The 24,182-nt window shown below is 56.6% G+C and carries 5 protein-coding genes; all 5 read right to left on the bottom strand.

The window, feature by feature from the left end:
• Window positions 1-4 precede the first annotated feature (4 nt).
• Window positions 5-364 carry a DUF4870 domain-containing protein gene (locus tag IPK32_08325; GenBank protein ID MBK8091976.1) on the bottom strand — a complete coding sequence of 120 codons (360 nt, stop codon included), beginning with the start codon at window positions 362-364 and terminating at the stop codon, window positions 5-7.
• 92 nt (window positions 365-456) lie between these two features.
• The gene (locus IPK32_08320) at window positions 457-1,998 is read right to left on the bottom strand and encodes a Gfo/Idh/MocA family oxidoreductase (GenBank protein ID MBK8091975.1); all 1,542 of its coding nucleotides are present in this window, start codon (window positions 1,996-1,998) and stop codon (window positions 457-459) included.
• A 163-nt stretch (window positions 1,999-2,161) separates the two neighbouring features.
• The gene (locus IPK32_08315) at window positions 2,162-2,848 is read right to left on the bottom strand and encodes an autotransporter-associated beta strand repeat-containing protein (GenBank protein MBK8091974.1); all 687 of its coding nucleotides are present in this window, start codon (window positions 2,846-2,848) and stop codon (window positions 2,162-2,164) included.
• The gene (locus IPK32_08310) at window positions 2,815-12,291 is read right to left on the bottom strand and encodes an autotransporter-associated beta strand repeat-containing protein (GenBank protein MBK8091973.1); all 9,477 of its coding nucleotides are present in this window, start codon (window positions 12,289-12,291) and stop codon (window positions 2,815-2,817) included. Before IPK32_08310 ends, IPK32_08315 begins: the two co-directional genes overlap by 34 nt.
• A 138-nt stretch (window positions 12,292-12,429) precedes the next feature.
• Window positions 12,430-24,108, bottom strand: coding sequence for an autotransporter-associated beta strand repeat-containing protein (locus IPK32_08305; protein ID MBK8091972.1), 11,679 nt, complete (start codon window positions 24,106-24,108; stop codon window positions 12,430-12,432).
• Window positions 24,109-24,182 lie beyond the last annotated feature (74 nt).

Raw genomic sequence — 24,182 nt, 5'->3', positions numbered from 1 at the left:
CGCCTCACAGAATGCGGATGCAGAATGGGAAGCGGTAAACTTGGCCGTCAGCGGCCTTGACGATGCCAATGATGGTGAAAATGAGTGACGCGATGGCGATGACAAAGATGAGCACGAATCCGATGACCAAGAAGATGAGGAAAAAGGAAATGATGCCGTAAATGATGTAGCTGATCTGGAAGTTCAGCAGCTCGCGGCCCTGTGCATCAAGGTAGGCGCTTTGGTCTTTCTTCATGAGCCAGATGATCAGTGGGCCGATGATGGCAAGACCAATGAGGCTGAGGATGTGCATGACGATGCCGAGGGTCTTATCACTCTCTGAGACGCTGGGCACGGGCAAGGATGGTGGGACGGAGTTTTCCATGGCGCTGTGCGGATATGTCAAAAATGCAGGAGAAAGCCATAAAAAAGCCGGGGAGATGAGTCCCCGGCTTCTTGAATGCGTAGTTGGGTGGATCAGCCGACTTCTGGCAGCTTAAATTCCTCCACATAGTTCTCAGTGGCGAGCTTGTTCGCTTCCTCAGCGTATTCACCGATGAATTTTTCAGCGACAGGATCGAACTCCAGCCAAGGACCGGCACTAATTTTATCGACGTTGAGGTCAATTTTATTGTCCACGAGGTTCTGCACGAAGTGCTCGAAGGTTTCGGTGCCTGCTTTGTCGTTTTTGATGCGCTCTTTGACCTCGTCCACGCTGGCGAGCTTGCCGAGGCGGTAGGAGATGTTGGCGAGGTGGGCGAGCGAGGCAGCGTGGAAGCCGTGGGAGACGTGGAGGTTCGGATTGATGAGCTTCCCGGCACGCACGGAGTTGATGAAGTTCAGCATGTGATCCTGGCCGTCGTTGAAGTTGTCGAACTTCGTGATGGTCTTGCCTTCGTTGTCGTAAGCTTTGGACTCGATGACGTAACCGCCTTCACAGTGGATGACGTTGCCGACGCGGGCGGCGGCAGTTTTGCCATTCACGCGATAGACGGGCTCCAGCTTCCAATCCATGTCCTTCAAGGGAAGGCCGCGGTTGTCGAAGAGGAGTGGTGCGGGCTGGTAGTCGAAGAAGGCGAGCTGGTTGTTGGCGGTTTCGCCATCATCGTCGTAGCCCCAGCGGCCACCGAGACTCATGACACGCTTCGGCAGGAGTTCTGGATTACCCAGTGCCCAGCGACCGACGTCGGTCTGGTGAGGTCCTTGGTTGCCGATGTCGCCATTGCCGAAGGCCCACTGCCAATGCCAGTCGTAGTGGAACTGAGAGCGGTTGATCGGACCAACGCCGCGTGGACCTGCCCAGAGCTTGTAATCGACATCGACGTTCTGTGGTTTGCCCGCAGGATCGGTCTTGATGTCTCGCAGGTCATGGAAGGTGGCTTTGACGACGCCGTCCTTGGCCTCGACCGGGGCGGCGAGCTTGCCGATGGATTCGCGTTTTTTGAAGTTGATGCCGCGTGAGAGGGTGACTTTGCCGATGTGGCCTTCTTTGACCCAGTCCATAGCAGCCTGCCAGCCGGGGCTGGAGCGGCGCTGCATGCCGTGCTGGACGACGATGCCTCTTTTGGCGACTTTTTCGGCGGCATTGACGAGCTGGCGGCCTTCCCAGATATTGTGGCAGACGGGTTTTTCGACGTACACGTGCTTGCCAGCGGCCATGGCGGTCATGGCGATGAGGGTGTGGGTGTGGTTCGGCGTGGCGATGGTGACAGCGTCGATTTCGGGGTCGAGAACGAGCTTCCGGTAGTCGGTATAGGCGGTGACGGTGTTGTTTTTCTTGGCCTGGCTCTCGACGCCTTTGGTGAGCACGTTGGTGTCCACGTCGCAGAGGGCGACGATGCGCACGCCGGGGATTTCTTCCAGACTCTTGATATGGCCGGCACCGCGACCATTGAAGCCGATGACCGCGACGCGGACATCACCATTGGCCCCGATGGGTGCTGCAAAAGAGGGGAGTGAGGCCGCAGCTGCGCCTAAGGCGGTGCTACGAATGAAGGTACGACGGGTGGTGTTATTCATGATGAGAGCGAGGTTGTACGAAGGAAAAAGGCGTTGTTTTCGACTAAAACGAACTGGGAGGAAAAACGCCTCGCAGTGACCGCGAATCGTTGTGGACTGAAAATCGAAAAATGGGAACTAAAAACTGCTTTTTGCCTGAGAGAGCTCAGAGGAAAGCAGGAAGTCATTTCCGGCGACGGCGCATAGCGAGGCCAAACAGGCCTAGCAGGAGGAGCAGGGCACGAGTGGGCTCAGGAGCGATGGTGATGATACCTGTGGTGTAGAGAGCACTGGTATCCCATACGAGACCGCTATTGAGCGTGGGAAGATTGAACACATCGAAGCCGCCGCTACCGATGGTGGGGGCGGTGCCGCCAGCGATGCCGGACCAGTCGAAAAGCTGCCAGTTATCCCCAGAATTCCAAGTAGTGGAATCAAGAGTGGTGCTGACATTGAGCGTCTTGCTGCCGCTGAAGAGGATATTGCTCCAGTCGGTGGCGGAGATGAGGACGCGGTCGTTGGAAGCGAGAGGATTGGTGCCGACGGTGTTGGCAAAGATGTCAAAGGTGACCGTGGAGAGGGATATATTACCAGTGCCGGAAGTGATGAGAGCGAGATCACTGCCAGCGGTGGCCCCCGTGGTGCCAGGGGCGAGCAATCCGCTGATGGTGATGCTGTTATTAAGAGCTGGGGCGATGATGCCAGTGCCCCCGAGGGTGCTGATAGCAGCGACTGTGACGGAGCCTGTGCCGGTAGCGGAGCCAGAGGTGTTATTGGCGAGGAGGGTGCCAGCGGTGACCGCAGTGCTTCCTTCGTAGGTGTTTGTTCCGCTGATATCTAGTGTGCCGGTGCCGGTTTTGGTGAGAGGCACGCAGTCATGGCCAGTGATAGCGCCGGGGCCGTTAGGACGTTTGTGCCGGTGACATCGATGATGGCCGAAACGCCATCGAGCTCGATGGAGCGGTTGGCGGTGAGGTTTACATTGGCACCCGTGCTCTGGAGCGTGCCGTTGGCTATGCGGATGGTATTGGTGGCGGAGGCATCGCCGAGTCCTGCACTGGTGCTAATGCTGACGGTTCCCTGTTGGATGTCGGTGACGCCGGAGTAGGTATTGGCACCTTTGAGATAAAGAGTCCGACTGCCTTGTTTGATGATGCCGCCATTTGTTATGACGGTGTCGATATCGGCATCAGAGCCTGGTAGATTGGCAGCAGTATTGTTCGACTCCACTGTGATGATTCGCTGGCCGCCACCGAGGTTGAGAGTTCCTGCACCCGTGATCTCTACATGGGATGAACTATTCCCCGTAGCGGCGCGGTTGTGATTTAGGTTGATGCTGCCAGTGACCGTCAGCATACCGCCCGAGGCAATGTTTACCTTTGTGGCGGAGGTGGAGACCGTGGACATGTCCAGATTGGCGATGGTTTCACTCTGGGCATTGAGATTCCAGACGGCACCACCAGTAGGTGTTCCGCCATTGTTGGTCATGGTGACGGTGGCCGTGTCTGCGATCTGTTCACTGGCGATGTTGCTGAGAGTGACGGTGCCACCGTTTGTAAGGCCCTGCACCCATATTCCACCGGTGCCTATAGCATTAGTGCCGACAGTCTTTGCAAGGGCGAGACTACCTCCGGTGAGCACCGTCTGGCCAGCGTGGGTAGTGGCGGCGGTGCCGGCGAGGGTGAGTGTGCCTGAGCCTGCTTTGGTGAGGCTGGTGGTGCCCGTGATGGCAATATCGGTAACGGTAGTGTTGATGCCATTGGTGTCGATGGTACCGCCGCCTGTGAGGAGATTGACGACTTTGCTGCCAAGCGCCCCCGAGAAGCCAGAGGCAAGGCGAAGGATGCCGCCATCGAAATTCAGGGAGCCTGTGCCGAGCTTATCGGGGTTATTGATGAGGATGGCTCCTTGATTGATAAAGACATCAGTAAAGGTGTTGGCGTTACTAGTGAGACTGAGAGTGCCTGCGCCAGATTTCACCAGGGGAACAGTCGTCGTTAGCGGGGAGCCTATGGTGAATGTGCTAGCGGAAGTTGTGACATAGACAGTGTAGTCACTACCACCACCCGTGGTAATGCTCGAAAAGCCATCGATTGCATGATTGCCCGTATTGGCGGCGAGAATGGCTCCCGTGGTGATTTCGATGCTGGTGGAGGTGGCGGCTGTGGCAGTGATTGCAGCAGTGGAGTCGAAGACGAGGGAATTAATGGCGGAAGGCGTGCCAGTGAGTGTGGCCGATGGATTGGTGGCAAAGCGAACATTGTCCGTGCTCGGAGTGGCAGCAGCCAGGGCATTAAAGTCTGCTTCATCAGTTTTGTATTCTGCTGCGGTGAGTGGGCGCAGGCCATTGGTGGTGCCGGTATTGGTGACAAAGCTGTTTCCGAGGCCGCTCTGGCTCGAGTCACCGACGAGCCAGGGGATAATGCTCATGCTCGTTGAGCCTGCAGCTCCACCACCACCTATTTCCTGGCCCTCAATAGCTGTATTGCCAGCTGCGACATTGACTATGATCTGACCGCGTGTGGTGGAGGCTGCGGTGCCTAGATTATTCCCTCGGACTAGAGCTGTGGCTCGGCCTGAGCGTGTAAGGCTGTCCACAGAAAGATTCGAGATGGCACTGGTGACACTGCCATAGGCGGTGAGGGTGTTATGACCTGCTCCGAGGGTGACTGCACCGACGTCTTCAGTTTTCGTATTGCCCTGATTGGTGGTGGACATGAGGCCATTCGTGCCGGCGGTGTTGTTGAGAGTGATCGCGGCACTGTTGGAGATACGGTTGCGCTCAGTAGCGTCATTTTGATCCGAAACGAGGGAGGCTCCATTAAGGATGAAGGCAGTGGAGCCGTTCATCATGCCAGCGGCCCCACTGAGAGTGATATTACCACCATTGATGGTGGTCGTGCCTGTGCGCGTGCTGGTACCGGTGAGGGTAAGAATGCCGGTGCCGTTTTTGACGAGATTACCAGCGCCAGTGATGGCGGATGTTACTGTGGATGCTGCGGTTTGATTCAGGGTGAGAGTCTGACCAGTGGCGATGGAGATGGTACCTCCTGAAGTGTCTAGATTACCCACCGTCTCAGAGGAATTGATATTGAGCACCGTATTGGCACGCATGAGGATGGAGGTGGAGTCATCGAGGGCGCTGCCGCCAGAGATAGAGACGGTACCTTCATTGATAGTGAGGCGGCTATTGGGTACAAAGGTGTTACTACCGCTGATAGCTAACTCTCCAGCGCCGCTTTTGGCAATGCCTGAGCTCTGGACGATGTTGGAGGAGATCGTCAATGGAGCGGCTGCATTGTGCTGATGCACAGTGATTTCTCCAAGTGGCGAGGTATTGGAGCCGTAGATGGAACCACCACTGATGACGCTGGCATTGGCCCCGACAGTGGAGTTTACCAAAATACCGCCACTGTTGATGATGAGGGCGTTGCCTGAATCAATTGCAATGGCAGATGCGGCAGCGGCATCAAAGGTGAGACTCTGAATGACGGCGCAGGAGGCTACGGTACCGGTATAGCCAGCAGTGTTGATGATGTTTGCGTCATGCACCCACAAACTGCTGTCGTTTCCAGTAGTAGTGGAGGCCTGAATGATGGTCCCAGCAGCATCGACACCTGCGATACGGGTGGTGCCGCCAGTGGTGACGGTGGCATAGCCTAGAGCAGGCACAGCGGCGGCAGTGGTGGTGGCTTTGGCACTCGAAGAGGAGTAATCGAAATTCACCGTAGATCCGACGATGGAATGGGTGATGGCTCCTAGCTCCAGCGTGGCTGTTTGACCGGTGCCTGCATTGATGTCCACCAGGACGTGCCCCGTCGTGCCCATGGTCGTGCTGGAAACGGCCTGGATGGTGGCTGCGGAGTCGCTTCCTTCAATGACCAATGAGATAGGCGTGGTGAGATTCCCCTGTGTGGTGGCACCAAGGGTGAGAACCCCAGCGATTTTAGAACTATTGTTGGTAGAGTAGTCGAGAATGAGATGGCCTTCCTGGATATTGGTGTTTCCCGCAGTGCGCGTACCGTAGAAGGTGACAGTGCCGTCGCCTATCTTTGTGAGAGAGCCGCCAGCGAGCGTGATGCCGTCCTCAATGAGTCCATTGCGCAGAGTGTAGCCACCCACGGTGGTGATGACACCGTCGCCGATGATATTGCCAGTTTGGCCACCAGATGCACCGAGGAGGAGGCCATTAGCTCCGACATTGATGTCTGCGCTCTGAAGATCAAGGACGCCTGGAGTGGCGATGGAGGCAGAATCACCGATGAGGATGGAGTCCGTGCCGGTGCTAATGCCATTGGTCGTACTGACATTCACACGTGCTCCGGCACGGATGTAAAAGTCATTTCCCTGATGGACTCCACTCGTGCCAGCCGTGCCGGAGATATTCAGGATGACGGAGTCGGCAAGCCCCGTGCCGGTGACGATGATATTATCATTCGCATTGAGTGCGTTGGTGACAGTGGCATTGACAGTACCGCCACTGATGTTCCAGTCGCCAGTGCCCGTGGCGTTGGTGATGGCGTTGAGATTGAGTATGCCATTGCCTGTTTTGGTGATGGAAAGATTTGTGCCTGCAAGTGTCCAGTTAGCATTGACGGTCATGGTGCCAGCTCCGGTGATGGTGGCGCTATTGCTCGATGCGAATGTGCCATTGAGGGTGAGGTCTGTGGTAGCATTGGAGGAGTCTTCGACTGTGAAGGTGCGTGAATTACCGCCGTTGGAGAGGTTGGCGTTGATGGTGGCACCGAGTGGGTTATTGGCGGCCAAATAGGTGACATTGCCCCCCAGAGTGATCAGGCCGCCAGTGGCCGTGTCATTGATCCTCGCGGTAGCAGTCCCGTCAGAGCCACCTAGAGTGACCCCGGCGCTTAATACAGCGGTTCGTCCATTGACGTCGAAAATGGCGTTTGTGCCTGCATCGGCGATTACATTGATCCCCGCCGATCCAGCGATGGAGCCAGTGGCTCCGAGATCAAGTGTGCCCTCTGTGACGGTGGTGGCTCCGGCATAGGTGTTTGCGCCATTGAGTGTGAGTGTGGCATCTCCGTCCTTGGTAATGCCTATGTTGTTTTCATTCGTGCCGATTCCACCGATGACCCCGTCGAAGGTAACCACGGTGGATTGAACAACGGTGAGAATGGATGAGGCCGCATTTCCTCCCACGATGGAGCTACCAGAGGCGGCTCCTTCGAGGAGGTTTCCGATCGTGGTGCTGGCGGCAGCGGTGGCCGTGCCGAGCTGGAGGATGGCGGAGCGGGTGGCGCTGCCGAGGGTGAGGTCAGTCGTGATTGGCAGACGATTGATGCCCTCGAGTGCAAGACGACCTGCTGAGACTGAGGTTGCCCCTGAATAGGCGCTGCTGGTCGTGGTCAGTAATAGGGTGCCAGATGCAGTTCCATTGTCATTGAGACTCAGGCCGCCCGTGCCGCTGATACCGCCACTGACCGTGAGCACAGCGCTACCATCTTCGATATTCCAAGACTGTGCAGCTCCGAGCAGAACCGGGGCACTGATAGTGATGGCATCATTACCACTGGTGAGCACATTCAGACTAGGAGTATCAGTTCCATTGCCGATAGTGAGGGGACCAGTGCCCGCGATGGAAACGCCATTGGTGCCGCTACCAGCATGAAAGGTGAGCGCTTTGATGGTAAGAGTGGAAAGCAGCTGAGTGGCGAAATTGGCACCTCCTGTAGCACTAAAGTGGACGTGTGAGTTCGCCCCAGGTGGGACGGCTGCATCCACTCCACCACTCTCACTCGTATCCCAGTTCGAGGAGCCCCCTAGCTGTACGGCTGTCCAAGAGCCCGCTGCAGGTCCGGTGAGATCGCCCTTCCACCAAGCATCATTGGGCGGTGGAGTCGTATTGGCAGTCACAGTGAGGTAGAGGCGATCAGGATCGGTGCCGGTGACTTCCCGGGCGACGTTGTAGATGAAGTTTCCCGCGTTCTCAATGGCACCGATTTGGAAGCTGCCTGTTCCCGTAAAGGCACCATCGACAGCGGAATCGATGAGGAGGTAGCCTCGGTCCGTCAGCACCGTAGGAGAGGAGCCAACGACGATGACCGTGTCGATCAAGCCGGTGATGGAGAGAGTCTGACCACTCCCGAGAGTAATGCGGTCACTCGTTGCGCCGATCAAGCCGAACCCAACTTGGGTCGTCAGAGTGCTCTGATTAAGGGTGAGGATGTTGCCTGTGCCGCCAAAGGTCTGGTTTGTATTGCCATCATTTAGAATGAAGCTTCCTCCATTGTTCACGGTGATGCTGGAGCCAGAGCTGCCGCCCAGCAGGCCCGCTCCGCTGACACGCAGCTCTCCAGGACCGACAGTGATGGCTCCATCGAGATTATGCGTGCCATTGAGAATGAGTTTACCATTCGTGACGCTGGTGGTTCCAGCATAGGACGCATTTCCTGTGACGATGAGTTCACCTGCCCCGGTTTTGCTGATGGAGAGGTTGTTTTCATTAGTGCCAGCTCCGCCGAGATTCCCTATAAATGTGGTATTGGATGCTTGGTCGATCGTCAGAGTCGAGAGAGCCGAATTTCCACCTACGATGGTGTTTGTGGTGCCAGAGCCTGCGGTAGCTAGGGAGCCAATCGTCTGATTCAACTGCCGAGTGACACCACCGATCTGAAGGATGCCGCTGGAGCTACCTGAGCCGAGCACGACTGGGACCGTGGTCGCAAGGCGATTATCCGTATAAGTTAAACCACTGTCTGCCGTCATGCCCCCATCGAGAACAAGCCGACCATCCTGGACAGTCACCGTCCCGGTAGCCGTGCTACCGACGAGACCCGCGAGCTGTTGGGTGCCTGGGCCGGTCTTTACCAGCTCTAAAACAGCAGCAGCGCCATTTCGCAGCACACCACTGAAAGTGAAATTATCTGAAACCGTGTCCGTGTTGATGGTCAGGGCACGAACAATGGTGGCATGCTGGTTTTCGACAAAACCGATCCCCTGCAAGCCACCAATTTCCTGACTGCCGCCGAAGAGACGTAGTGCACCAGCCCCGTTCACCGTCAATAGCGTGCCCACTGGCAAAGCATTGACAGTGACAGTCTCAATACGACCGGAGTTGATGACCGTAGGACCAGTGTATGTGTTATTATTTTGAAGATAGACCGTGTTGTCTGTGGTTAATGAGACGGAATTAGCCCCATTGTCCGTAATGAGCGCATTGATGTTAATTGGGCGCACACCATTAATGTAGCCCTCATAGCCAGTGGCGAGGTTGTCGCCAAAGGTAATCACCCCTCCAGCGAGCACCTCATTGTCATACGATCCTGTAGAGAGCAGAGCCCCCCCTGCGATGGTGAGTGTATTGCCATTGAGATTGAGATCAGATGCCGTGCCACCCGTATTATCCAACACAAGACCGCCTATGGTGACATTTGCATCGAGAATGGCATCCGAGCTATTCGCAGTGATATCGATATAAACATTATTCCCGCTCAAAGTGGAAGCCGTGAGATTGGTGGCCGTAGAGACAGCACGGAAGGCATAATCTGTCGTCGTGGGGCTAAAATCGAGTAGGCGGATACCAGTTGTAGCATCATAGGTGACAAGACTGCTTCCGCTACTGCCAGCGCTCACGCCGCCTGTGAGATAAGGAATAATGCCAATCGCAGAACCTGTGCCCGCACCACTGAGGGTGGGAGCCGTGGTGAATTTCAGATTCGACTCTGCCCCTCCAGGATCACCAGCACTACCCCCTGTGGTATTAGCAGCAGTAGCATCGTCTGCGATGCCGCCGATGGCAAAGCCTAGATTATCCCCTCGAACAAGGGCTGTAGCAGAATTCTGCCGCACAAGAGTGCCCGCAGTGAGCACCACGTCTCCATGTGAGGTATTCGTGTCTGTATTGGAGCCAAAGTCTGCATCCAGCGTGATGGTGTTATACGCACCCTGGAGCACCATACTGCCGATGGTTTCGCTAGGCCTGGCACTGTTGTTTCCGGTGATGACGAAAGTGCCACGATTGAGTGTAACAGTAGCGGTGTCCCCGATGCGGTTACTAATCGACCGCGTGTCCGTGGCGGTTTGATTATCCAATGACAGCGTGCCTCCAGTCTCCACGAGGAATGAAGCTGCTCCCGTTAGAGTGCCGGCAGCAGGGCTTGTCGAAGTTGAAGTATCTCCCAGCAAGCGAAAGGTCCCGCTGCGCACGATCACGTTTCCGAGGAATGAGCTATTGAGCGAACGCTGAGTCCAAATATTGCCCCCGGTCTTGATGAGAGTGGAGGAAGCAGATCCATTGAGCTGCCCGAAATAACTGATATCTGTGCCGAGCCCGACGAGTTCGAGCGCAGTGTCATTCAAATTCACCGTACTGTTCCATGAGCCGCTTAGGAGTCCCGTGCGATTGTAAGCGCCAGCTCCGGTGAAGTTTAAGGTGGCATTATCTACATTCAATCGTGTAGCAGGGAGAATGAAGCTGCCCGTCACGTCAACACTTCCCTGGGTGATGGAAGTCATACCGGTATAAGTCTGCGCCGCACTGAGAGTGAGCTTGCCAATGCCCGCCTTCGTCAAAGCCGCAGATCCAATTATCGAGGCGTTAAGCGTGAGATCCTGTGGTGTGTAGATGATGCCTTCAGTAGCAGCCCCAAATGAAATGGACCCATTGCTGATTGTGCCGGCAGCAGTCCCATTGCTCACGATACTGGCATTAGCGAGCGTGAGTGTCGCAGCGCCTAAGTCCAAAGTGACACCGGCCCCTGCCAAAGTTGCCGTGAGGTCCGTGAGCGCACCAGACAGGGTCTGGTTGGCCGTCAAACTCACGTTTTCCCCCGCGCCACTGAAAGTCGCCGCATATTCAGCGCTGGTGAGGAGGCGGACGCCGTTTGTACCGTAAGTCGTTAGGCCCGTCCCTGTTCCAGAGGCAGAGGTATCGCCGAACACGCCTTGCAGTATTCCCACTGTCGGTGTGCCTGCGACACCCGTGATCGAAGGCACTGTGACGTCGAAAATCAAATTCGTCACTCCAGCACCTGCTGCTGCGGTACCCAGACCATTCCCTCTGACAAGGAGAGTAGAGCCGAGACTCCGCAGCAGGCCATTGGCAGTCAGTGTGATGCCAGCACCACCATCTTGCAGGGTGACGACCGCATGCGTGTCCGCAAAGTTGCTCTCCGCCACATCGAGCACCCCCACATTCTCCGTAGTCATAGCGGCTGCATTACCGATGAGTTTCAGGTGCCCCGTGCTGCGAAATTCGATCTCGCTGTCATCGCGGAGGCGATTTTGGGCCGCATGATTCGCCACCGTGCTATCCAACAACAACGTGGACATCGGCACCCCCGCATCCCTGACTGTAGATGCATCCGTACGACCCAATAGCACTGCCACACCGTTCGTAAGTGTGGTGCCAACCTGGTTAGCAGCACCGCTCGCACCCTCTAGTCCCAGTGTGCCAGAGTAAACCAGCAACTGGTCTTTAAAATCTACATCTCCAGCAATGATCTGCGTGCCTAGGTTCCCCTGCCCCTGCTTGATGAGGTCTGCGGTCGTATTCCCAGCCGCCGCTGTAACCGTACCAGAGAACATGTTGCTCTCACCAGTAAGGGATCGAAAATCGAGATTGCCCGCATTGATGACAGAGCCGCCCGTACCACTGATTGCCTTGAAAGCATCGGTGAAGCCTCCTTTGTCCCATGTCGTGCCTGCATTCATAATAATGGCCGTCGTCGTGTCTCCGAAGGGATTATCCTGGGTATTGAGCAGGTTAGCGCCATTTTGCAGTGTGATACTTCCTATCTGAAAATTGTTGTCCGTGGTATTTCCGAGACTGAGGGTGCCAGCTCCGTCCAAAATCAGATCATCCGTGGCATCCGCCGTGAAGGCACTCGTCACGGTCAGCGTGCGACCGGCTCCAAGCAGCCAAGTCTGATCCCCACCGAGAGTGATCGTTGAACCTATAGTCACATCCGCGCCAGCCGCCGACATGTCGATCCCGGTTCCCGTAGGTGTCAGCCCTGCGCCTGTCGGGGCGATGGTGAGTGTGCTGCCACTGATCGCCAGCGGTGCAGTTAGGTTTGAATTAAATGAGAGACTCCTGACCGTACGGTTGGCTCCCAGAGTCTGCGTCAAATTGATTCCACCCGTAGTGATGAAGACGAGGTCATTATTGTTCGCAAAGGTAACATTGGCCCCAGAGCCATCTGCGGCCGTATTCCAGTTCGCAGCAGTTGCCCAGGCTCCATCCGTACTTCCGTCCCAATAAACTGTGGCAGCAATGAGTGACGGAGAAACTTGCCAAAATACCAAAAGGGAAACGAGCAGCGCTGAAATGGGCTGCCGATAGCGGCGCATGGTTTTCATAGATTTTTACGACGAAAAGAAAGCAATAATACGCAATCCGCCGCCCCAGTTGCAACGAAAACAGCAGCCCAAAGTGGCAAAACAGGGAAATCCTGTTTTTACCACGTTTCCGAATTATGGTTTTTACAGTTAGCGCCTACGGCGCATCAACAAGCCCAACAAGCCCAACAAAAGCAGCAATGCTCGCGACGGCTCTGGAACCACGACAATGATGCCGTTGGTAGTAAACAAGCTCACGTCCCACACCAGGCCGCTGCTGCTGATGTCTGGTAGATTGAACGGATCACTGTTGTCACCAGAGCCATCACGGTAGTTCGTTCCGACACTGAAGGCCGAAAAGTCGGTGAGTCCTGTCCAGTCGAGGAGATTGAAGATTTGACCAGCGATAGGGGTAAATGTCCCTGGGAGCACACTCACTGTGCCAGCGAGGGTGATTCCATCATTGAGAACAAGACGATCATGGTCACCCACGCCTGATCCATTGGCGATCACATAAGCTGTATAGCCCAACGTTCCCACATCGTTACCACCGAAGAGCGGATCAGGGGTGACATTGGTAGAGCTCGTGATGCCCAAGCGGGTTGCCGAGCCAGCAGATGCCGTCACGGCCTCAGTGAAAGTGAGAGTAGCATTGTTTGTGACCGTGGTGACCGCAGTGCCCACCGTAGTAACATCTCCAGCCTGAAGAACAGAGCCAGCACCCAAAATAGTGGAGCCCTGAACCGTGCCAGAACCAGCCAGAGTCGCTCCTGAAGCGACAGTAACATCTCCACTGCCCGAGTCCCCCGTGCCAGAGGAGCCCGCGGTGCCACCTGAGCCGACCTGAAGGGTGCCTGCACTCACATTTGTGGCCCCTAGGAAGCTGGTGGCATTGGCGATATGATTGAGAGTCAACAAACCCGTACCGGCCTTGTTAAGGATTGCACAGGCGTCACCACTGAGCACACCTGGGGCGGTCAAGGTATTGGTGCCGGTGACATCTATCGTTCCGCTGCCTTCCACCGTAACAGTGCGGTTGGCCGTGAGGTCCACGGTCGCACCTGTGCTGATTAAGGTGGTGTTGTGTCCGATGAAGACATCATTTGTAGCGCTAGCGTCCCCGAGGTTGGCGCTTGAACTGATGCTGAGAGACCCATTCTGAATGGTGGTAGCACCGGAGTAGGTATTCGTTCCGCTGAGTGTGAGCGTTCCCGTTCCGGTTTTCACCAATGTACCCGTGCCACTGATAACCTGGGCGTGGGTGCGGGCGGCGGTCTGGTTGAGATTGAGGGTGGCATTGTTGGTGATGGCCGACTGCCAATTAGTCACATCGGCAAGGGAGAGAGTACCACCGGATATCGTCGTGGTGCCGCTATGACGAATGTTGGCACCACTGAGGGTCTGGGTGCCGGTGCCTTGCTTGGTAAGATGCAGCGGATTGGCATCAGCGGTGCCGTTGCTGTTATCACGGAAGTAGCCGTTGTAGCTGTAGTCATTACTGCTATTAAGGGTGAGAGTGCCGCTTGCGGAAACGGTGTCTGTTTCGCGGTTTTCGATCACACCTTGTCCAGTGGTGTCGATGACGCCGGCGACGGTTTCATTGAATCCGAGCAGTTTGAAATAAGCGTTCTCTCCAGAAACCCCGCGGAAGGTGATGGTAGCCGTGTCCACGATCTGGTCATTATTGCCCAGCACCACCGCGACATCATTGTTGTTGTTCACGTTGGTCTGGTCACCGATTTCGACGTTGCCATTGAGAGCAGCATTGGTGGTGCCGTTGAGAACGACGGAGTTTGTAGCCGTGCCATTGAGGGAAACCACAGCATTACGGAATACCGTGGTGCCGGTGAAGGTGCTAGCCCCCTGGATAGTGAGCAGGCCTGTGCTGCCAGTAGCGCTGCTGCGTGTGAAAATGTTCAGGGTATCAGACAAGCTCGGAGTGGAGTCTTTGAGGCCATTGGCGAGAGTCACACCGTTAGTAACAAGACTAACATCCAGCGTGCCTCCCCCTGTTCCGACGGTCCAGACTTTGGCAGATGGATCGTCTGTGTACCCAGCAGCAAAACGAACGCCGCCACCCCAGAACTGGATGCTCCCGGTACCGAGCTTGGCATTGGCGTCAGCGATCACGGTGCCCTGATTTAAATACAGATCCGTGAAGGCATTGCTGGCGCTCGTCAGGGTCAATGAGCCCGCCCCGGATTTGACGAGCGGGAAGGCGCTAGTCAGAGGGCTGTCGATTGTAAAGTTCGCCGCCGCTGTGGTGACATAAACGGTGTAGTCACGGGAACCTCCCGTGGTGATCCCGGTGAAGCCACCCAGCACATGGTTCCCAGCTCCAGCGGCAAGGATGGCTCCAGATGTGATGGCAATGGAATTGGCCGGGCCGGTTACAGTGAGGGCTGCTGCGTTATCCAGCACCAGTGAGTTGATGGAGGTCGCAGTGGTCGTGAGTGTCGCTGTGGGATTGGTGGCAAAACGCACATTGTCGGTTGAGGCACCCGTGAGGGCATTGACAGCCGTCTCGTCCGTGGTGTACTCCGCCGCAGCTAGCGGGCGCAGACCGTTGGTGCTGCCTGTGTTGGTCACAAAAGTGTTACCCAAGCCAAACACAGGCCCGGAGTTGGTGTAGGTCAGGTCACCAATGATCCAGGGGATGATGTTGATGTTTTGACTACCTGCCGCGCCACCACCGCCAACAGCACCTGTAGGCGCGGTGGCGAAACGAATCTGGCCGCGTTGCCCCGCAGAGGCCCCCAGGTTATTGCCGCGCACGAGGAGTGTGGCGCGATTGTTGCGTGTGATCGTTCCAGAACCGGAAAGGTCGGCGATCGCATTGGTAACGTTGCCGTTGGCAGATATGACGTTACTGCCGGCTCCGAGTACGATGGAAGTAATGGTTTCAGTCCGGGTGGCTCCTTGGTTGGTCAACATCCAGAAGCCCTGGTTAGGGCCGGTTGTGCCGACGTTGGTATTGTTCAGCGTGATGACGGCGGAGTTGGATAGCCGATCAATGGAAGCAGTCTGATCTTGGTAGTCGAGCAGTGTCCCTCCCGCGTTGACAGTGATATTCGTAGTGGTGGTAGAGCCCAAAGCGCCGTTCAAATGCACGCCGCCCTGGTTGATGATGAGTGCGCCCGTATGGGTAGATACACCCGTGAGATTCAGGCGATCTATGCCATTTTTGACCAGCACACCGCTTCCCGTGATGTTTCCGCCGAAAACAAGGTTTTCATCTGGGGTGGTATCTCCATCTGTCTGGTTGATTGTGAGGGTCGAGCCAACATTGAGCTGGACGGTTCCGTTGCTGTTTTCCCCACCTAGAAGCTGGCGGAAGGTTTCTGTTTGGCCAGCGGCCAGTTCCAGGACAGTCGCACCTGAGCCGGTGGCTCCCTGAATCTGTACATCCACTCCATCACCGATCGCGTTTCCGCCAGTGAGAACCAAGCCGCCTTCATTGAGCGTGACTGTGCCGGTGGTGCCGACACTAGTGCCGGATAGGATGAGTGTGCCCTCTCCGCTCTTGGTGAGTGATCCGCTCACCCGAGTGGAGGCGAGCTCAAGTGTGCCTGCCGTGTTGTTTTGATGAACAATGAGTGCATTACCAGCCAGATCGCTGGAGAGGTAACCACCGGAGATCAGAGTGTTATTTGCGCCAACAGCCGGGGATACCAAGAGGCCTCCGCTGGTGATCTTGAGCACGCGAGTGGCATCAATGGTGAGCGTGGAGGCTGCCGCAGCATTGATTGTGAGGCTGGCGATGTCTGGAGCGCAGAAATCCACACTATTGGTGAAGTTTCCTGTATTGGTGACATGCTGGCCAGCCGTCCATGCGTGAGGATCATTACCCGCGACAGTGGTGACCGCCGCGATCTGGCCAGTGCTGATGGTGGCAAAGGAGGACTTGTTCACTGTGGCCCAGGCACCGATCATGTTTTCGGCGGTTAGTGTCGTCGTGCCAGCATTCACCTGGGTGCCCGCTTCAATTTGGAAGTTCACCGTGGCTGCGTTGGTGCGGGTGATGGCACCTGTGACATCGAGCACAAGTCCTGCTCCATTACCGTCTAGGACGACTTGGGTAGCACCGCGAGCGACAGCTAGCGAGGAGACAGACTGCTCACTCGCCGTTGTGGCATGACCGATCATGGTAAGAACTGGGCTAGACTCACCCAGTGTGGTGCCCAAGTTCAGTGAACCCGTGCCGATTTTGTTATCTGTTCCCGCATTGGTGGTGAAATCCAATGTCAGATTACCTTCACGGATGGTGGAATTACTGGTGCCGAGCGCATTATTGCCAGTCAAGGTGACCGTGCCCACACTGTCCTTGTTGATCACGTTTCCGGTCGAGGCTGTGGCCAAATTTGGGCTGACAGAACCAGCATAGGCGTTCACCACCGTACCGATATTGATGGTCCCGGTGCCGGTCACCGACCCGATACGATCCGCCGTGTTGCTCGCGCCACCCACATCGAGACGTGGAGTGCTGATCGTATAGCTATTCACATTGAAGGTGGAAGTACCAGCCGCGTTGTCATTGACCAAGATGAAATCAATGGCGCTGCCCACGGCGTTATCAGCCAGAATGTTGATGACACCCCCGGTCCGGATGTAGATACCGTTGTTAGCCGTGTCCACCGTGGCGGAGCCATTCACGACACCGCTGATATTGGTGATGGATCCTGCGCCTGTGGTTATCAGGTCATTCTGAGTGGTGGTGCCACTGATGTTCAGCACGCCCGCGTTGGTGTTGAGGTTGTCACCCAGATTCACGGCGCCGGACAGGGTCCAGGTACCAGAGCCTGCCTTATTGAGATCGCGCGTGGTCTCTGCGGCGCTGTTTGAGGTGATGTTGCCTGAGAACAGGTTTGTTCCCGTGCCGTCCAAGCTGAGGGAATTGTTAGTGGTTGTCACATAATCTCCGCTGATCGTCAGATCGATCGCGGCAGAGGATGAGTCGTTACCGGTGATTGTCCGGCTTGCACCGGTGCCGATAAGGTCTGCGGCAATCATACCGCCCAGCGGATTATTGGTCGCGTCATAAGTGATACTTCCGCCGAGAGTGATTGTGCCACCGCCCGCTGTGTCTGCTATAGAAGGCTGAGCGGTGGAGTCCGCTCCGCCTAGGGTGATAGCACCGGCCAGGGTGACGCTCCTGCCGTTGACGTCGAAAATCGCGGTTGTCCCTGCGTTTGCGATGACATTCAAGCCCGTACTGCCTGTGATACCGCCCGACGCGCCCAGCTGGAGTGTCCCTTGGTTCACCGTAGTGGTTCCAGTGTAGGTGTTGGCCCCATTGAGGACCAATGTCCCAGCTCCTTGCTTCACGAGAGCAATGAGGTTTTCATTGGTGCCGACACCGCCGATGACACCATCATACTGCGTGTTGGAAGTCTGGTTGATCGTGAGGGTGGAAGCGGTGGCGTTGCCATTGACAATAGCATTCGTCGTACCCGTGCCAGAGGTGGCGAGACCCGCCAGAGTGGTATTGGCGTTGGATGTGGCATTACCGAGCTGTAGAACGGCGGATGCCGTCCCGCTGCCTAATGTCAGCTCCGTTGTGGTAGGCAGGCGGTTTGTTCCTTCGAGAGTGAGGCGACCGGTGTTAAGCGCGGTGCTGCCCGTGTAGGTACTACTGGCCGTATCAAAAAGATAGCTGCCCGTGGCGGTACCGCTGCCATTGAGCGTAAGGCCGCCTGTGCCGCTGATCCCGCCAGAAATCCGTAGGATGCCAGCCGCATCTTCCACATTCCATGTTTGAGCCTGGCCTAGCACTACAGGAGCAGTGATCTGAATGGTGCCAGCGTTACCACTAGCAACGGTGAGGCCGATATTTCCTGCACCGCTTGCTGCGAGAGTGAAGTTGTTTGTGCCACCCACAGAAACTCCGTTGGTGACGGTACCGGATTCAAACGTGACCTGCTTCACAGTCATGTCCGCGCCCAGAGTCGTCGCAAAGTTAGCTGCTCCAGTGGCACTGAAATGCACATGCGAGCCGCTGTCCGGCGGCACACCGGCATCAGTGCTCCCTGCGAAGCTGGTGGCCCAGTTCGTATTGCCACCGATCGCGGAGGCAGACCAGACTCCCGTGCCCGTGCCACCGAGGTCACCGAGCCACCATACATCCGGCGGAGCGGCCTGGGCAGCGACGTTCAGGATGAGCTGGGAGTCTGTGTTTGCCCCACCGCTGAGTGTGTAAAGGAAGCTGCCCCCATTGATGATGGTGCCGATGTTGAAGGCACCCGTGCCTGTGAAACTACCCACGCCTGTGGAATCAATCAGCACATAGGAGGAGAGGGTGGGGGCACTACCGACATAGATGTCTGTGGTGATCGTGCCATTACGAGTGAGGGTCTGCCCAGCACCTAGGTCGATCTGGCTATTTGTAGCTCCACTCACCCCAAATCCAAGAATGGTCGTCCCGCTGCTCTGCGTCAGATTCAACACGGAACCAGTGCCAGCAAAGACCTGCGTGCCTGAGCCGCTTGTGAAATTCAAAGCCGCGCCGTCCGCCACCGTGGCAGACTGCACATTCGGGCCAAGAAGGCCGGAATTAGAGACTGTAAGCGCCCCTGCATTAACGGTGACAGTGCCATCAAGGGTATTGGTACCAGCCAGTTCCAGGGTGCCAGTGCCACCTTTGATGAGTGTGAGATTGTTATCATTGGTCCCCACTCCGCCCAGATTGCCAGAGAAGACGGTATTCGTGCTCTGATTGACAGTCAGCGTCGAATTTGCTGCCGCCCCGCCAATGATGGCATTGCTCGTGCCTGTGCCAGAGGTGGAAAGACCAGTGAGGGTCTGGTCAGAAGCGCCGCTGGTGTCTCCAAGCTGGAGCACCCCGGAGGTCGTCCCATCCCCAAGAGTCACTGTGCCTGTCGTACCAATCCTGTCATTCAGCCCACCGGCCAAGATCATCAAACCATTCTGCACAGCGGTGTTTCCGGTGTAAGTGCTGCTCGTGTTGGAAAGCAGCAGCGTGCCTGCGCCGGATTTGGTGATCCCTGCCGCCGTCAGTGCCCCACTTAGGGTCAAATCGTTCGCTACAGAGGTATTGTCTTCCACCAGGATATTACGCTGCACGGTGCCGAAGTTCGTGGTACCGCTGATGACAGCTCCAGAGCCCGCGTTGTCATTTTCGTAATAAATGCCGCCTTTATCCGCCGTCGTACCTGTGAGGCTCAGCGGCACGCTGATCGTGTAATCACGGATCACGAGCGCATGATCCAGCGAGGCAAAAGTAGTGCCATTGGTGACTCCACGTCCGTCCAGCGTGATGGAGGCCACATCCACCAAGCTGCCGACCTGATAATTCACCTGGCTGGCAGTCAACGTACCCGCCGTGCTGTCGCCATAAGCCTGATCCTGTAGGTCCAGCGTGGCCCCCGTGCCGTTCAGAGTGATGATGGCGCTGCTGCGGTCAGTATCCGTCTTCACCACATTTCCACCTACGGTCACCGTGCCACCAGTGAGTGTCAGACTGCCGCTAGCGGTGCCAGCGGTGCCGCTGTGCAGGCCCATGGAGAGATCGCTTACGACGCGCAAAGTGCCGCCAGCCATGCTCAGATTACCAGCACCGATCGCATTCACACCCGAGGTGGCGCCCGCTATGTTACCTAGGGTCACGGTCGTGGCCTCAATGTTATGTGCATTGGCACTAAGAGTCATGTTCCCAGTAGCGCCGCCTGCCAATCCGCCGCTTTTAACCCCAAGCTGGAGAGAATTCAGGCTGGCCGTCAAAGTGCCGTCCACGGTGAAATTGGTTAGTCCAGCTGTGGATGTGCTAATATTTTCACGAGCGAGGTAGAGGTCCATCTGGCGCTCGCGGAAGCCGTTCAGCGCCAATGTGCCACCCGCAGGCAGAGAAACTGTTGCAAGCGGCACTTTTAGTCCGCCGAGGGTCATCAACGGCGTGGTCACGGAATTGGTACCGGAGCCAAATGTCAGCGTCTGAGTTCCCAGTCCAGATCCACTACTGTTTCCGAGAATGAAGGAAGTGATGGCTGAGATTTCGTTGTTAGTGGCCAGCGTGACCGTGCCTTGAGGCACGGAGGCTCCACCAGTAAGTACACCGATGCGTACAGTATCGACATTGGCCGTGAACTGGGAGGTTCCAGCGAGATTGAGAGTGCCTACTTTGTTGACGGAGTCAGCTCCGCTCACTCCCACATCGAATGTATCGTTAGCGAGGCCCGCGCCGACCTTCAAAGTGCCTCCAGCCTGCGTGTATGTGGCAGTGCCGTTCATACCGACCTGAAAGTTCCGGCCGATGACGTTGGTGGCGGAGGGAGCCGTGATGGAACCGTTATCCAGACGCAGATTGCCCCCTAGATTGAGGGTGCCGGTCAGGGTGCCCACAAATTCACCGCCATCTGTGTTAGTCCCTGTAGCGTTGGATTGAAGCGTGAGGCTGGAATTGCCCGTGCTGGTGATGCTACCGTTGTAGGTCAGGGTTTTGCCATTGGTTCCCGTGCCTGCTGTGATGCTGATGATGTTCGCACCGCCTCCGAGCTCGATTCCGCGGTTGGCGTTCAGCGTCATGTTGTCCGTCACGTTCAAGGTGGCGGCATACAGCTTCAGGTGGCCTGGGGTGGCGCTGGCCGGCGCGTCACCGAATGCGCCGTCCGCGCTCACGCTCGTCGTTGTTCCGAGGATCGAAGTCGCTCCAGAATGGGTGTTTGCCGGGTTCAAAATCAGACTGCCACCGCCATGCACAGTCAGTGCGACAGGGTTGGCACCATTGTCATCAATGATGACGTTGCCCCCATTGAAATCCTGCGTCAGTCCGGTGTCCACTTTCAGGATGACTTCGCCCGCACCCGCATTGCCGGCTGTGAGCGTACCATTCGAGATAAGGCCGGCAGCCCCAGTCGTGATGATCATGCCGGTGTCTGTGTTCAGGCGGAAGCCTCCCAAATTCAGCCCCACGTTGTTCAGCACGAGTCCGTTGACAGAGGTGTCGGCCGCTAGAGTCCCGGCGCTTGCTGGCTTGGCATTCACAATATCACTCCAGCCCGTGGGTGCGCCAGTATTGTAATCCCCCGCTGCCAATGCTGCCACGGAGATCGTTCCAGAAGTCACATATTTAGCAAGCTCATTACCAACCGTTGCCCCGGTGAGCACTAAATTGTTTAATGTCAGCGCAGCCGTAATCACCGCACGATTTCGGCCATCCACCCCAACGCCGGTGCCTGCAAAATTCACCACTGAGCCAGATGTACGGCTCCAGGAGGCAAAAGTGACGTTTTGGGTGTTTCCAGAACTGGCTTGACCAGAGGTGATCGTATTCGATCCAGATTGGATTTGCAGTGCACCGACGGTTTCGCTCTGATTGTTGGCACCACTGCCCGACAGGGTCAGCGAACCGCCGCGCATCTGAATGGAAGCCGCATTGCGAATTCGGTCCGCCGTGTTGCTGGATCCGTGGTTCAAGGTCAGAAGGCCTCCGCTGGAGAGAATAACCGTTGAAACACCGGTGAAACGACCACCGCCCGAGCCATTGCTGTTGAGCGTGATCCCACCCTGGCGGATCTCTACACTTCCAGTGAATGTGCTAGCATTGTTCTGCACTGTCCATGTAGAGGTCCCGGCTTTGATGATACTGAGCGCTCCTCCACCCGTGCCGTCTTGGATGATACCCTCAAAATTCTGCGCCGTATTCTGATTCACGGTCAGAGTAGCCGCAGTGGCGCTGGCGTTTTCGACGATACCAGCACGTGAATAAGTGGTGCCACCCGCCAGCGTGTTCAGGTTACCCACGGCCACAGAGTTGCCGTTCAGCCGGAGTGTCGTTCCTGCCGAATCCAGGGTGATGTTGTTCAAGGCATTGTCATTCAGTGCACCAGGACTGGATGCCTTGAGCTGAAGGATGGCACCATTTTGCACCCGGATGCCGCCGATGAGAGTGTTCTCCCCTCCGAGCTGCACAATGTTATTTGCCGAACCGGAAGAACTGACCAGCAATCCAGCCGTGCCGGTGACGACAGCATCAATCGCAGCCGTGGCAGCACTGTTTTGCGAGACAGTGACCAAACCCTGATTGGCACCAAAATTCAGCCGTCCGTTTCCGGTCACCGTAGCCGCACCCGTGAAGAGCAGGCTCGCGGAATCCAGGGTGGCTGAAGTGATCGGGCCAGTGATCGTGGTCGTGCCACCCGAGATGACCAGACTGTTGATGGCTGAATCAACGGTGATCGTCTCTCCGCCTGCTGAGTTCACATTTCGGCTGGTGACCGTCCCTGCGATGGTGCTGTCATACTCACCAGCGGCGAGGAGACGCACCCCATTCGCTCCATAAGTCACAAAACCGCTGCCAGCTCCGGTAATGGAGGTATCACCGATCATCCAGGGGATGATGCTCATCGTCGTTGTTCCGTCCGCGCCAACGCCTCCCACAAAATTTGTCCCAGTAGGTGCCGTGGTGAAAACAAGCCGGGAGCTGTCCGCCGTGCCAGCCGCCAGCCCGAGCCCCGTGCCACGCACCAGCAGCGTGCCCGCGTTGCTCCGGGTGAGCGTGCCTGCGGTCACTTGCAGTTCCTGACCAGCCGCAGGATTCAACGTCAACACGCCACGACCAGCGTTCGCATCCAGCGTACCGATGGTTTCGACAACACCTCCTGAAGTGGCGGCGGGACCGTTCACCGTCAGCGTCGCCGCACCACGGAGAGACACAACCGCAGTGTCCGCGAGCCGGTTCAGCGTACCGGCCACTACGTCGGCATTCTGGCCTAGGACCATGCTATCCACCACTCCTGTCGAGTTAATAAAGTCACCGATATTGACCGTCGTCGATCCATTGATGGCACCTGTGGCCCCAGAGACTTCAAGCACACCCGTATTGACCGTCGTCGTACCCGTGTAGGTGCTCGTCCCTGTCAGAGTGGCCGTGTTGGTGCCAGACTTTGCCAGACCGAGGGCGGCTGTACCATTTTGAATTACACCACCAAAAGTAGCATTTGTAGTATCACTAAGGGTGAGGGTGCGTGCGGTAGCGCCACCATTGGTCACCGTTCCCGTCCCCAGCAGGCGAGCGATCGTATCATCAATTCGCGTGTCATAGGTCGCTCCGGTCGCTAGCGTCATCACCGTGGCAGCCCCGAGGCCGGAGCCGCCGCTCACTCGAAGCGTGCCAGTGTTGTTCACATTGACCGTCACCATGTCTGTGGCGGCCGTGCTAGAGAGCGCCAGATCCAGCACACCATTATTGATGTTGAGCGCCCCCGTCGCGCTGGGGTCGGCCGTGAGCGTCAGTGTGCCGGTGCCATTTTTTGTCAAACCACCTGCGCCGCTAACAATGCCGGTGATCGTTGTGCTTCCAGCTCCATCGATCGTCAGCAGATTAGTCCCAGCGACCGCCCCAGAAACCGTAAAGAGACTGGTGCTGTTATTCGTCCAGGTCTGGCTGGCAGCGATGGTGACCGGAGCGCCGATGGTGTGGGCTCCCGTACCGCTGTCCAGCGTGATCCCGCCTGCTCCCAGACTGATCGTACTGCTCGCCACGCCTTGGGCGATCGTGATCGCACTCGTCGCACTGCTATTGAATAGAATGCTATTCACCGCCAGAGCCACACCACCATCAACAGTCTGGGTGAAGTTCGTCGCTCCAGCCGTGGTTGTGAAAACGAGATCATTTCCAGTGCCCACAGCAACATCTGCGCCAGTTCCATCTGCCAGAGTATTCCAATTCGTTGAACTGCCGGTCCAGCTCCCAGAGGTGCTCCCGTCCCAGTAAATCGTCGCTGCTTGTAAAGGCTGACCGACCTGCCAAATGGCTGTGAGCGCCACAAGGAATTTGGCAATACTTGATTGGTGTGAGCGGAGTGTCTTAAGCATGGCTGTTCGGTTCGGTAGATGCGAGGATCGAGTCTTTAGGTAGGTCTATCGGCAACCCCTATATGATCCTTTTT

It is taken from the genome of Verrucomicrobiaceae bacterium (assembly GCA_016713035.1).
GTDB lineage: Bacteria > Verrucomicrobiota > Verrucomicrobiia > Verrucomicrobiales > Verrucomicrobiaceae > Prosthecobacter.
The sequence above is the reverse complement of the archived record's forward strand: the minus strand, read 5'-3'. Positions and strand labels throughout refer to the sequence as shown.

Excerpts from the sequence above, each read along its gene's own strand:
- IPK32_08325 (MBK8091976.1), bottom strand. The coding sequence starts at position 364 with ATGGAAAACTCCGTCCCACCATCCTTGCCCGTGCCCAGCGTCTCAGAG.
- IPK32_08310 (MBK8091973.1), bottom strand. The coding sequence starts at position 12,291 with ATGCGCCGCTATCGGCAGCCCATTTCAGCGCTGCTCGTTTCCCTTTTG.
- IPK32_08320 (MBK8091975.1), bottom strand. The coding sequence starts at position 1,998 with ATGAATAACACCACCCGTCGTACCTTCATTCGTAGCACCGCCTTAGGC.
- IPK32_08305 (MBK8091972.1), bottom strand. The coding sequence starts at position 24,108 with ATGCTTAAGACACTCCGCTCACACCAATCAAGTATTGCCAAATTCCTT.